The sequence below is a fragment of the Herpetosiphonaceae bacterium genome, from assembly GCA_036374795.1.
Classification (GTDB): domain Bacteria; phylum Chloroflexota; class Chloroflexia; order Chloroflexales; family Kallotenuaceae; genus LB3-1.
The window spans coordinates 1-12,583 of sequence record DASUTC010000207.1 but is presented as its reverse complement, the minus strand read 5'-3'; the positions used below and the strand labels follow the sequence as shown (position 1 = coordinate 12,583).

The 12,583-nt window shown below is 66.1% G+C and carries 8 protein-coding genes; 1 reads left to right on the top strand and 7 read right to left on the bottom strand.

The annotated features are described in order from the left end of the window. From VFZ66_15660 to VFZ66_15630, 7 genes are all read right to left on the bottom strand, one after another. The coding region (locus VFZ66_15660) for a VWA domain-containing protein (GenBank protein HEX6290626.1) at positions 1-1,505 on the bottom strand (1,505 nt) is incomplete at its 3' end. 50 nt (positions 1,506-1,555) lie between these two features. After that, positions 1,556-4,351, bottom strand: a complete 2,796-nt coding sequence (locus VFZ66_15655; GenBank protein HEX6290625.1) for a VWA domain-containing protein — start codon at positions 4,349-4,351, stop codon at positions 1,556-1,558. A 53-nt stretch (positions 4,352-4,404) separates the two neighbouring features. After that, a complete protein-coding gene (locus VFZ66_15650) occupies positions 4,405-6,312 on the bottom strand; it encodes a VWA domain-containing protein (GenBank protein ID HEX6290624.1) in 1,908 nt (635 codons plus the stop codon). A 169-nt stretch (positions 6,313-6,481) separates the two neighbouring features. After that, positions 6,482-7,714, bottom strand: coding sequence for an MFS transporter (locus VFZ66_15645; GenBank protein HEX6290623.1), 1,233 nt, complete (start codon positions 7,712-7,714; stop codon positions 6,482-6,484). 287 nt (positions 7,715-8,001) lie between these two features. After that, the gene (locus tag VFZ66_15640) at positions 8,002-8,895 is read right to left on the bottom strand and encodes a DUF58 domain-containing protein (protein HEX6290622.1); all 894 of its coding nucleotides are present in this window, start codon (positions 8,893-8,895) and stop codon (positions 8,002-8,004) included. Positions 8,896-8,958: 63 nt separating this feature from the next. Further along, positions 8,959-9,957, bottom strand: coding sequence for a MoxR family ATPase (locus VFZ66_15635; GenBank protein HEX6290621.1), 999 nt, complete (start codon positions 9,955-9,957; stop codon positions 8,959-8,961). A gap of 73 nt (positions 9,958-10,030) precedes the next feature. Further along, on the bottom strand, positions 10,031-11,674 hold the full coding sequence (locus VFZ66_15630; protein HEX6290620.1) for a hypothetical protein: 1,644 nt from the start codon (positions 11,672-11,674) through the stop codon (positions 10,031-10,033). Positions 11,675-11,884: 210 nt separating this feature from the next. On the opposite strand from VFZ66_15630, the gene VFZ66_15625 reads away from it, so the two are divergent. Then, positions 11,885-12,490 carry a LysM peptidoglycan-binding domain-containing protein gene (locus VFZ66_15625; protein HEX6290619.1) on the top strand — a complete coding sequence of 202 codons (606 nt, stop codon included), beginning with the start codon at positions 11,885-11,887 and terminating at the stop codon, positions 12,488-12,490. Positions 12,491-12,583 lie beyond the last annotated feature (93 nt).

The window sequence follows — 12,583 nt, the reverse complement described above, 5'->3', positions numbered from 1 at the left end:
CCGCGAACGTTGGTCTGTCCATTCGGAGAAACCGGCGCGATCGCATCGGCGATCTCATCCAGGCTCGGCACCTTGCTGACATTTACCGCCCAGTGCGGCACATCGTCGAACGCCACCACGCCTAGCTGATCGTCGGATTGCAGCAGCGCGCTGGCCTGAAGCACCGCCTCCTTGGCAATATCGACCTTTACCACGCCGCCATCGGACATCGAGTTACGGTCGGGGCCTTCGCAGTGACAGGCGGCCATCGAGCCCGACTTATCGATCACGAAAACGATCGCCACGTCTGGCCGCCGCTGCTTGTCCTTGACCTCCATGTTCACGGGCAGCGCCGCCTCGATCGGCGTTTTGTTGTAGCCGCCCATGCCGTAGCTGCGATCGCCGCCGACCATCACCAGGCCACGGCCCAGATCGCGCACATACGACGGCAGCAGCTTCATCGCCGAGGATGGCAGCTTGCCCGCCGGAACATTGACCAGCGCAATCGCGTCGTAGCCGCCCAGCTCCGCCAGATTCGTCGGCATGCTCTCAGGCGCGACGACCGTCGGGTTCATCCGCGCGGTATCCAGCGCCGCCGCAAGATTCGCCGCCTCGCCCGCCTTGCCCTCGACCACCAGCACCCGTGGCTCGCCCTGCACATCCACCAGCGCCGCCGCCTGGTTGTTCTGCGCGCGGGTATCGTCCGCCACCTCGATCTCGGCGGTGTAGCGCGCGAAGCCATCCGTCTCGGCCTGTACCGAGAACGGGATCGTCTGCCGTCCGGTCTTTAGCTCGACCTGCCGCTCCTCGATGATGCCTGAGCCGGAGCGCAGCCGGATCGTCGCCGGAGCCGCAACGCTCGACTCGACGACCACATCGAGCGGAATGGTCTGGCCTTTGCGCACCGTCGCCGGAGCGCGCAGCTCCGAAACCTGCACGAGATCATTGGTCGTCTCGCTCAGGCTTACAACCTCGATCGGCACGTTGCGCGCGCGCGCCAGCGCAACGGCGGTGTAGACATCGCCCGCGTTCTCGCCGCCATCCGACAGCAGCACCAGCCGCTTCTGCGTGTCGGCGGGCAGCAGCGCCAGGCCAAGGTTGATCGCCTCGCCGATATTCGTGCGCGTCGTCACCGGCACCGATTGCAGCCTGCGGAACGCCTGCTCCGTCGAGGGCGCGCGCTCGACCAGCGCGTTCTCGCCGAACGCGACGATCGCCGCTTTATCGCCTTCGCGCATCGTCGCGAGCGCCGCCTGGATGAACTGATCGGCGCGGGTGCGGTCTTCGGGCGAGACGGAGTCGGAGCTATCGACCAGAAACACCGTCGTCAGATCGTCGACGCGGCGGACGATCTGCGTGCCCGCCAGCGATCCGATCAGCAGCACGAACAGCAGCAGCCGCAGGATCAGGCTGCTCCAGAAGCGCGCGGCAGGCAGACGGCGCGGTGCCAGCAGCGCCAGCGCCAGCAGCGGCACCAGCAGCACCAGCAGCCATAACGATGTCGGATAGATGAATGACAGACGCATATGGTCCCAATCGCACCCGGATCGTTTCAAACGTTCGATCCAGGCGTCCGCTAATCGCCGCTCCGGTCCTGAGGCCGCTCGATCACACTGCGGCGCGTTCTGCGCCAATCGAACTGTGCCCCACCCGTCGTCGAGGGGGGTGCCGGTGGAGGTGCGCCGCTCGTACCAGCAGCTTTCTGCGACTCGGCGGGCCGAGTCGCAGGCGCAGCCTTGGTCGCCGCTCGCGCTCGTGCCCGCTGCCGCGCGAGCGAGCCCTCCCGCGTCTCACGCGCCCGCTCCAAGCGCCGCTGCCTCAGCCAGACCTCGATCGCCCGTGGACGCGGCAGCACCAGGCGGCGCACGGCAATATCGAGCGGCCACAGCAAGATCGCAAGCCAGAGCAGCGGCCAGATGATCGACTGTGACTGTCGCGTCGTGGCCGTGGGCGTTTCCCAGACACGCTCGGCGGGCAGATCCGCACGACCGCCGGTACGCTGCGCCAGGGCTTGCAGCAGGCTCGCGTTGCCCTCGCGCTGCAAATACTCCGCCGACGGCGGCACGACCGCGCCCGTAGCAACCACGCCGAGCGCCTGCCCATCGCCGCCGCGAACAAGCACCTGCGCGCGGTACACGCCCGCCTCAGGCAGCGCCACCGTCCCACGGTAGCGCCCCGGCTCGACCTCGATCAGCGGCAATTCCTGCACGCTGCCATCCGCCCCGACGATCCTGCCGATCGCGCCAAGCCCGGTACGCGCCCGCCCATCGAGCGCATCCGCCCGCAGGTCGAGCGCCAGCGCGGTGCCCTCGATGCTCGTCCCGGCCTCGAAGCCCTCAAGGCTCGGCGTCGGCAGCAGCGCCCCGACCAACTGCGCCGCGAAGCGACCGAACTGATCCCAGCGCACCCAATCCCTGGCCCACTGCCCTTTCATGTCGGGCGTCCACGCCGCCGCGCGCCCCAGGCCGTACTGCCACTGCGCCAGCACCGGATCGCCGTCGTCCGATTCGAGGATCACCTGCGCCGTGTCCTTGGGCGTGACCGCGTTGTAGCCGTACAGCGGCGGCGCAGAGCGCAGATCGCGCACGGCAGGAGCCGGAAACGTGATCACCGGCGTAAACTCTTTCTCGACAATCCCACGCCTCGTGATCCGCAGCGACTCGTCGAAGAACAGGCGCGGCACGTCGTTCCGATCGTCGACCTCATAGAAACGCCCGCCCGTCTCCGGCGCGATCCGCTTGAGATTCGGATCGTAATCTTCGATCCCGACCGTCGAAAGCGTGATCCCGGCCTGCTTCATCCGCTGGATCACCTCGTCGTAGTTGTAGGGAGCCTGGCCGTCGGTCAGCAGCACCACATGCTTGATCTTGGCCTCGGCGCGCTCAAGCGCGCTCGTCGCCTGCTCCAGGCCGGGCCGCAGATCCGTGCCCCCGCCCACGCCGATATTGCCGATGCTGCTCAAGAACTCCGGCGACGGCGGCTTCTTTTGCAGATCGACCGCCCACATCGCGCTTTCGTCGAAGGCGATCACGCCGATCTGGTCTTGATCGTCCAGCGCGGCAAAGCTCTGGGCCGCGCCCTCTTTCGCCAGCTTGAGCTTCTCTCCGTCCATCGAGCCTGAGCGATCGATCACCAGCACCAGCGCGACATCGGGCTGGACCTTGACGCCGCGCGTGCGCATCGTCACCGGCAGCGCCGTCTCAACGGGCGTGTCGAGGTAGCCGCCCGCCGCGTAGCTGTCCTCGCCGCCGATCATCAGCAGGCCGCGACCAAGCTCGCGCACATACGCCGGAAGCAGGCTCGCGGCGCGCCTGGGCAGCGCCCGAAACGGCACATCCACCAGCACGATCACATCGTAGGCATCCATCCCGATCAGCGACGACGGCAGATCCTTGGGCGCGACCGTCGTCGGGTTGAGCAGGGCCGCTTGCAGCGCCGCGCTCAGATTCGCTCCGCGTCCGGGCGCGCCTTCGACCAGCAGCACCCGCGCCGCGCCGCGCACCTCGGAGAAGCCAAACTGCACATTGTTCGCGCCGATCGTGTCGTCCGGGGCCAGCAGCCGCGCCTCCCAGGCATGAAACCCCGGCCCTGGCGCGGGCACCGTCACCGGAATCTGGTTCAGGCCCGCATTGAGCTGCACCGTGGTCTGAAGCACCGGCTGGCGATCGAGCAAGACCTGAAGCTCGGCGCTGGTCGGTCGCCCGCTGCGCGCTTGCAGCGTCAGGCGCACCTGCTGGCCCTCACGGGCGGTCGCGGGTGCTTCCAGCGCTTCCAGCGCCACATCTTCGGCTACCGGCGGCCCGATCAGCGAAACCGTCTCGATCGGCACACCAGCGGTTCGAGCCAGCGTCGCCGCCTCCAACGCCTGCCCGCGCGTCTCCGCGCCATCCGAGAGCAGCACGATCCGCTTGCGGCTTTCGCTCGGCAGGATCGCCAGCGCCAGCCGCAGCGCCCGCCCAATGTCGGTCTGATCGCTGGGCGGCACCACCGTCGTCCGCACGAACTGACGATTTTCCGAGGGCGCACGCTCCACCACCGCATCGCCGCCAAAGACCACGATCCCGCCGCGATCACCCCGCGGCATGCGGCTCAGGGCGCTCTGAATGTACTGATCGGCCCTGGCGCGCGTGGCAGGCGCGACCGAGTCGGAGTTGTCGACGACAAAGACCGTCGCGGTATGCGACGCGGGCTGCACGAATTGCGCGCCCGCCAGCGCCAGCACCAGCGTGCTCAAAATCACCGTTCGCAGGCCCAGGCTGGTCCGGCGTCGCCAGGGCGTGACCCGCAGCGGACTGACCAGCGCCAGCAGCCACAGCGGCACAAGCAGCAGCAGCAGCCATAGGTAGACAGGTTGGACAAAGGATACCGGCATTGGACCCGCGTTCTAGAGTAATCGCAAACAACCAACTCTCGACCGTCCGAACATCACAGCCTCGGCTTCGCGCCCTGCGGGCGCGGCTCGGAGCGCTTGAGCCAGCGCTCGCGCAGCCAGACGATCGCGCTGCGCTGGTAGACCAGCCACTCGACAATCAGCACCAGCAGCGCGATCCAGGCCAGCCAGCGCCACATCTCGGATCGTCCGGCCCGCTCCTGCGCCTCCGCCACCACTCGCCCGCCGACCTGGAACAGGTTGAGCTGCGCCCGTGGCTCCACCCGCGACTCCGATGCATTCTGCAAATTGACCGCCGCCGCGCGTTGCAGCGGCTCCGCGCCCTGGCGCTCGATCTCGATCCCGTAGACGCCCAGCGCCTCGGTATCGCCGTAGATCGCCTGATTATTCTGCGGCGTGAGCGCCGTCGTCCTGCCGTTCGGATCGGTAATCGTGACGCGCGTCGCATCCGGCGGCACCGGCACCACGAGCGGCTGTCCCGGCTGAAGCTGCGCCGCCTCGCCGCCCTGGCCGGGCGCGAGGTAGCCCGTCAGGTTTGCCATCAGCACCGGAAACGCGACTTGCAGCGGCAGATCCGAGCTTTGCAGCGCAAAGCCGAGCACGCCCACCCGCCGACCATTCTGCTCGCCCGCCAGCAGGATCGGCCCGCCGTCGCTGTCGATCACCGTGCGCGCCCACACGGGCTTTGAAAGCTGCGCCGATCGCAGGACATTGATCTCGGACACCGACACGTTGCGCAGCAGCGGCTCGTTGCCGGTTGCCGGACGCAGCGCCGGAAACTGCACCTCGCCCGTCACAGAAAATAGCTCGGTCGAGCGCAGCGGGCCGATGAACAGCAGATTGCCGCGCGGCAGCGGATCGGGCGTCACGCCATCCAGCACCGTGAGCGCGGCGGTATCGGTGAACGTCGTGGTCGTCGTCGGGACGGTGCTGACTTGAATGCCCGGCAGCAGGCCGAAGGCGGTTTCGAGAAAGCGATTGCCGTCGGTGACGATCCGCACGGTCGCTTTGTCGGTGCCGGGGCTGGTAGCCCAGGCCTGATCGTCGAGCGGCAGCACGTCGTCGCCTTCCAGCCGCGCGCGGGCCTGCCTGACGGTGTTGGGCACATCGGCGACGATCGAGCGATCCTGGCCCGGCTCCAGCGTCAGGTCGTAGGCGTTGAAGAGCTGCCCGTCCAGCTCGATCACCATGCGCCGCTGCACGGGCGCGGTGCCGTAGTTGGTCGCCTGGGCAAAGAGCGTCTGGCCGCCGGTGCCGGGCTGCAACACAAACGCCGAGATCGCCACGTTCTCGCCGCGCGTGCCGATCGGAAAGAACTGCGCGGGCACCGGCAGCGTCGCCTTGTCGGGCAGCATCACCTGACCATCGGAGATGATCGCGACCTCGCTATCGGCCTCGCGCGCCGCAAGAGCGCTTGCCAGCGCCAGCGCCTGGCTGAGATCGCTGCCGCCGCCGTTGCGGATCGACAGCCCTTCGATCGCATTCCGCAGCTCGCGCCGGTCGGTCGAGGCCGAGACGGGAACCTCCATCTGCCCGCCGATCGCGATCACCGTGGCGCGTCCGCCATCTGGTAGCTGCTCGATCAGCCGCAGCGCCTCCTGTTTGGCGGCGTCCAGCCGCGTGCCGCCGACATCGGTTGCCGCCATGCTGGCCGAGCGATCGACGATCAAGATTAAGTTTTGTCCGGTGATGCCTGTGGTGAGGATATAGGGACGCGCCAGCGCGAAGATCAGCGCGAGTAGGATCAGCAGTTGGAGCAGCAGCAGGATATTGCGGCGCAGCCGTTGCCACGGGGCATTGGCCTCGACATCGCGGACCATCCGCTGCCAGAGAAACGTAGACGAAACCATCCGCTCTTCGCGCCGCAGCTTCAGCAAGTACATCGCGACGACAACGGGAACCAGAAGCGTCAGTCCAAGAGCCAGCGGAGCGAGCAAACCCATAGCGCAATCCTCAAGCGGAGCCTAACAAACAGCGCCGTAGTCGGCGGCGTTCGTGAGTAAGACGTTGGCGGCGGTGAAAGGTTCCAACAGGCAGCCCCGCTGCTGGCATTGTACACGCTTCACCAGCGGCGGGGCAACCACACGATCTCTGATAGATTGCTGATGCAGCTTACGGTATTGCCCGCTCCTCGGCTGCCGACGAGTGCCGGAAGCGCGGATCTTCCGATGGCCGCGACGGCGGCAGGAGCCGCAGCGCAAAGCCACCTGCCACGACGATCAAGATCCCGGCGAGCACGAACGGTCCCCAGGCTCCATACTCAAAGGCCAATCCTGCTACCAGCGGCCCGACGACTCGCGCCAGTGCGGCGACCGACTGGGAGATGCCGAGGATCTGGCCGCGCTCCGCCGGTGGACTTTCGCGGGTGATCAGGCTGTTGGCGCTTGGCGTGGCAACGCCCAGGCCGATCGCCACGGGCAGCAGCGCCAGCAGCAGCATCGGCCAGTCCGTGACAAAGCCCGCCGTGATCAGGCCGATCCCGGCCAGCAGCAGCCCGGCTTGCAGCGTGTGGCGCTCGCCGAAGCGCTTGACGATCGGGCCGATCCCACCGCCCTGGATCAGCACCGCCAGCACGCCGACATACGCCAGCACATAGCCCGTCTCACGCGCGCCAAAGCCAAACTGCCGATCGTTGAAGAGCGCGAACAAGCCCTGGAAGCCAGCCTGCGCCAGGTTGAACAGAAAGAAGATCAGCAGCAGCAGACCAAGCTGCTCGTAGCCGAACGACCGCCGCAGCCCTTCCACGTCGATGATGCGCGGCTGCCGTGCCACGTTGCGCTTTTCACGCGGCAGCGACTCCGGCAGCATAAAGATCGTCAGGAGCAGTGAGAGCAGCGAGATTGCGGCGGCGACGAATGCCGGAATCTGGTAATGATCGCCGCTGCTCAGAATACCGCCGATCGCCGGTCCCAGGATAAAGCCCAGGCCGAACGCCGCGCCGATCAGGCCGTACGCCCTGGCCCGATCTTTTTCTTCGACCACATCGCTGATGTAGGCCTGCGCCGTCGAGATATTGCCGCCCGAAATGCCGTCGAGCAGACGCGCCGCAAACAGGAGCGGCAATGAGTTTGCCAGGCCCAGCAGAATAAACGATGCGACCGTTCCAACCTGGCTGATGATCAGCACCGGACGCCGCCCGATGCGGTCGGAGAGCGCGCCGAGGTAGGGCGTGGCGATCAACTGCATCAGCGAGTAGGAGGCCAGCAGCACGCCGACGACGAACGGCGACGCGCCAAAGGCTTCGGCGTACAGCGGCAAGAGCGGCAAAATAATGCCGAAGCCAAACAGACCGATAAAGACGATCAAAAATATGGGCAACAGCGGCGAGCTGCGTAGCTTCTTCATCAGCACTCCATCTCTCAACACACGCCTGGAAGTGTACCACGATCGCGATCCGCAGCCTCAGGCCACCACCCGATCTTCTCAGGGATCTGGAACGGATCGCGCTCCTGTCGGCACAAAAAATGGACGCCTCGCGCTGAAACGTCCTTCGAGTTCTGAGTTTCAAGTTTCAAGTTTCAAGTTTCAAGTTTCGATTTTTCGGTTCTTGGTGTGCCGGGTGCCAGACCGGGCGCCCTTTGGGCATGGTACCCCGGCATGGGCGCCCGGCGTCTTTGTTCTCCGCCGATGCACTACCGCACGACGCCGCGCCGACGCAGAATATTGAGCAGCAGATCTTCGATCGGGAGGCTGGTTTCGATCGGCAGGTAGGTGATGCTGCGCGCGTTGCAGTACTCGCCGATGTCGTCGCGCCATTGCTGAAGGCTGCGCTGGTAGCGGCGGATCAGATCGACGTCGGCGGTCAGATCGACGGGCGGCCCACCCTCGACATCGACCAGCCGCACGTCGCCCTCAAGCTGCGGATTGACCTCCTGCGGCGCGAGCAGGTGCAGCACGGTGATCTCAAAACGCCGCGCCAGCAGCGCTTGAAGACCCTCCTGCCACTCCTCGTCCATCAGATCGGAGCAGAGCAGCAGCGGCCCCGGATTGCGCGCGGTCTGGGCGTAGCGCCTGCACACGGCGGCAAAGCGGGTCGTGCTGCCCGGCTGGAGATCGGTCAGGAATGAGAAGAGCGGCACCACGCCGCGCCGCGAGCGCTGCGGCGGCAAGCGCAGCTCGCGCTCCTGCCCGAACGCCGTCAGCGTGATCCGGTCCAGATTCGACAGCGCGATATAGCCCATCGCGCCGACCACACGTTTGGCGTAGTGCAGCTTGTGCGGATCGCCCCAGTCCATCGATCGGCTCGTGTCGATCAGCAGATGGATCGTCAGCTCTTCCTCGGCCACGAAGAGCTTGAGGAAAAAGCGCTCCATGCGCGCGTACAGGTTCCAGTCGATCTGCCGGAAGTCGTCGCCAGCGACATACGGCTTGAAATCGGCAAACTCGACCGACGCGCCGCGCTTGGGGCTGCGGCGCTCGCCCTGTAGCTCGCCCGCAATGGCCCGCTTGGTGATCAGCGCCAGTCGGTCGAGCTTGGCAAGGAAGGCGGCATCGAACAGACGAACCGCTTGAGAGCTGTTAGTCATAGGTGTTGGTGAGAGCGCAGCAGCACAGGCTATGTCGAGCCATGTGCTGCTCCGGCGATCCGCTTATTCTTCTTTGACCGCCTCGATGACCCCGCGCACCACATCGTCGGCACCGACGCCCTCGGCCTGCGCCTCGAAGTTGAGGATCACGCGATGGCGCAGCGCTGGCAGCGCCGCCTGCTTGAGGTCGGCGAAGGCAACGTTGTAGCGGCCTTCGAGCAGCGCCAGGATCTTGCCCGCCAGGATCAGCGTCTGCATGCCACGCGGCGACGCGCCGTAGCGGATATACTGCTGGGTAATCGCGGGCGCTTCCCTGGTCGGATGCGTCGCCGAGATCAGGCGCGCGGCGTAGTTGAGCACATGGCTGGCGATCGGCACCTCACGGGCTAGCGCCTGCATCTGCATGATCGTCGCGCCGTTGACCACGCGGCGGGGCTGTGGCACGTTCAGGCTCGTCGTGCGGTTGGCGATCTCGACCAGCTCATCGGTCGACGGAAACGGCACATCGATCTTGAAGAAGAAGCGGTCGAGCTGCGCCTCCGGCAGCGGATACGTGCCCTCCATCTCCAGTGGATTTTGTGTCGCCAGCACGAAGAAGGGCTGATCGAGCTTATGCACCGTCTTTGCCACGCTGACGGTTCGCTCCTGCATCGCTTCCAGCAGCGCCGATTGCGTCTTGGGCGTGGCGCGGTTGATCTCGTCGGCCAGCACCAGATTCGCGAAGATCGGCCCCGGCTCGAAGCGGAACTGCTTGCGTCCGGCATCGTCCTCGGCAATGATCGTCGTGCCGACAATATCGGCGGGCATCAGGTCGGGCGTGAACTGGATACGCGAGAAACGACAGTCCACGACATCGGCCAGCGTGCGGACCAGCGTGGTTTTCGCCAGGCCGGGCACGCCCTCCAGCAGCGCGTTGCCACCGGCCAGCAGCGTCACCAGCGTCAGGCGAACCAGTTGGCGCTGGCCGACGATCACCTTGGCGACCTCGGCCTCGATCGCGCTGGCTGCGGCCCGAAACTGCTCCGGGCTAATCGTCGGCTGTGGGCGTGGTGCGGTTGTCATGTGTGCTCCTTATGACCGGCGTCAGGCGGCGGTCGTGCAGCTCTGCCGCGCGACTCGCCACGCCGAACGCTTGCTATTTATTCGGTGAAAGCTCCGAGAAATAATCGCGGACGTAGCCTTTCAGATGCGGCGGGATCGCCGATCGATCGAGCGCCTCGCTGGCGGCATCGCTGTAGTCCTGATAGACCTGCTCGTAGGGCACTTGCGATCCCGCGCTGGCACCTGGGCCGTACTGGCCCGGACGTACCTGCTCGTTGCCGCTCGATCCGATCTGACCGTTGACCTGCTCGCCCTGTCCGGCCTGTCCAGAGGGCTGGTATGGCTGATAAACGCTGTCGTTGCGGTTGCGGCCATCGCCCAGGGCCTGGCCCTGACCATTTTGTCCGACGTTGCCGCTGTTGCCGCTTTGACCACTGCCCAGGTTATCGGCGTTCGAGCCGCCACCGCTCGGCGACCCCTGACCCTGGCCCTGGCCTTGCCCCTGACCCTGGCCTTGCCCCTGACCCTGGCCTTGCCCCTGACCCTGGCCTTGCCCCTGCTGGCCTTGTTGCCCCTGCTGGCCTTGTTGCCCCTGCTGACCCTGCTGATTCTGCCCGGCCTGCGCGATCGACTGGCGGCCTTCTTGCAGCCGCGACAGCGTTTGCTCGCGGGCCTGGTTGTCGGCCAGCTGTTGATTCGACTGATTCGCCTGCTGGGCGGCCTGGCTCAGGTTTTGGCTAGCGCTCGCGCTATCGCCGTTACGCAGCGCGTCGGCGGCGGCTTGCAGCGATTGAGCAAGATCGGGGTTGGTATTGGCAAGATCGCTGGCCTGCTGTTCGAGGGCCGAGGCAAGCTGCTGCTGCTGCTCAGGCGAAAGTTTGGCGAGATCATCCACCAGCTTCTGAAGCTGCTCGTCGGCCTCGCTGGCCTGCGCATTCTGACCGGCCTGCTCGCCGCGCTCCTGCTTGAGACGGCGCGCTAGCTGTTCCAGACCGGCCTGACGAGCATCGGCCTGCGCGTCGAGGCGCTGGCGAAGCTGGGCCTCGGTCTTGGACAACTGCGCCAGAGCATCCTCGCGACTCTTGGGATTGGCCTGGAGCGAGCGCTTGAGTTCTTCCAGCTCCTTCAACAGGCGCTCGCGCTCGGCTGCCGATAGCTCTTTGTTGTTCCGCAGCGCTTCCTGCTGCCGATCGATCTTGTTGACCGTCTCGGCAACGGTTTGCTGGACGGCTGCACGCTGCGCCAGCACGGCATCCTGGGGATTCGGCACGAACTCTAGCGCGATGCCCAGCAGCAGCGGCCCGACGAAATAGGCGATCGAGCGTCGATCGAAGGCCAGGCCAATATGACGCGGCTGGACCCGCGCGGCTGTATCCAGCGCATCCTGCCGCTGCCGCTGCTCGACATCATCCAGATCGTGCTTCATGTCAAGCTCAAGCGCCGTCGAGAAGCGCTCGCGGAGGTCCAGCAGGAGATCGGTGCGGCGAGCGGTGGAGACAAGCGAGAGGCGGCGGAAGAGCAGATAGCCGAGCAAGGCCACCACCCAGACGGCGAGCGGCACGAGCGACCAGAGCATCAGCGATGCGATGGGCACGAATCGTCCGAGCGCCTGGATCAGGACGCAGGCGGTGCCGGGTAGCCATGCGGTTCGCTGCGCTAAACTGAGCGTATCGCGAAGCCGAAGCCGCCGCCGGATCGGGCGCAGATGCCGATACAGATCGTAGGTGGTTGTTGCCATAAAATAACCTCTATGGGCAGTATAACAGGTTCGACGAGTCGTTTCCGCTCCCTGGACGATCCAGCCGGATAGAAAGTTCCTGACGCAACCATTGTAGCAAAGTTACTCGCAGAGCACGCACCTGGGCGGATGATAGCTGCATGACGAGCAGCGCGGCTTGCTCAAGCTGGCGCGGTCTGCTGTGGTACAATCATCCGCCGTGAGGATTGTATGTCTGGATTAACGCTATGGCTTGTGCTCGGTGTGCTGCTACTGCCGACGTTCGGCGCGCTGCTGGCGCGCGCGCTTGAGGGCCGCAGCGGAGCGCGGGCCGTCCAACTGATCGGCGGGCTGGGCTTTGCCGGGGCGATCGTGTGTCTGGTAGCGCTGCAATGGAGGCCGCTCGACGCGGCGACGCTTGGCCGACTGACGATCTTTTTACCGTCCAGCGATGTGGTTGTGGCCCAGGATTCGTTCGTGGAGATCCCGACCGCCGCGCCGACGAGCACGATCGTCAGGCCGACAGCGACGGCGACGGCGACCACGAGGCCAACCAGCACGCCTACTGCCGAGCCGACCGCCACCCTTGAGCCGACGCCGACAGAAGTGCCGCCGCCGACGGAGGTACCGCCGACGGAGGTGCCGCCACCGCCGACGGAGCCGACCAGCCCGCCCGCTCAGCCTCGGCGCTACGTGGTGCAAAGCGGCGATACCCTGCGCGGCATCGCCGAGCGCTTTGGCGTGTCGGTTGGAGCGATCTTGCGCTATAACGGGCTATCCGAAGAAGACGGCGATAACCTGCGGCCCGGGCAAGAGCTTTTGATTCCACCGTCTTAGTCGATGAGTCTGGCGGCCTATCGACGATCGCCCACAGCGACGATCCGCCCGTGAGCGGATCGCGCGCCGTACCCCACCCGGAGCAGGCACCAT

Bases quoted from the DNA above. Each gene is read 5' to 3' on its own strand.
- VFZ66_15655 (HEX6290625.1), bottom strand. From the start codon at position 4,351: ATGCCGGTATCCTTTGTCCAACCTGTCTACCTATGGCTGCTGCTGCTG.
- VFZ66_15650 (HEX6290624.1), bottom strand. From the start codon at position 6,312: ATGGGTTTGCTCGCTCCGCTGGCTCTTGGACTGACGCTTCTGGTTCCC.
- VFZ66_15645 (HEX6290623.1), bottom strand. From the start codon at position 7,714: ATGAAGAAGCTACGCAGCTCGCCGCTGTTGCCCATATTTTTGATCGTC.
- VFZ66_15640 (HEX6290622.1), bottom strand. From the start codon at position 8,895: ATGACTAACAGCTCTCAAGCGGTTCGTCTGTTCGATGCCGCCTTCCTT.
- VFZ66_15635 (HEX6290621.1), bottom strand. From the start codon at position 9,957: ATGACAACCGCACCACGCCCACAGCCGACGATTAGCCCGGAGCAGTTT.
- VFZ66_15630 (HEX6290620.1), bottom strand. From the start codon at position 11,674: ATGGCAACAACCACCTACGATCTGTATCGGCATCTGCGCCCGATCCGG.
- VFZ66_15625 (HEX6290619.1), top strand. From the start codon at position 11,885: ATGTCTGGATTAACGCTATGGCTTGTGCTCGGTGTGCTGCTACTGCCG.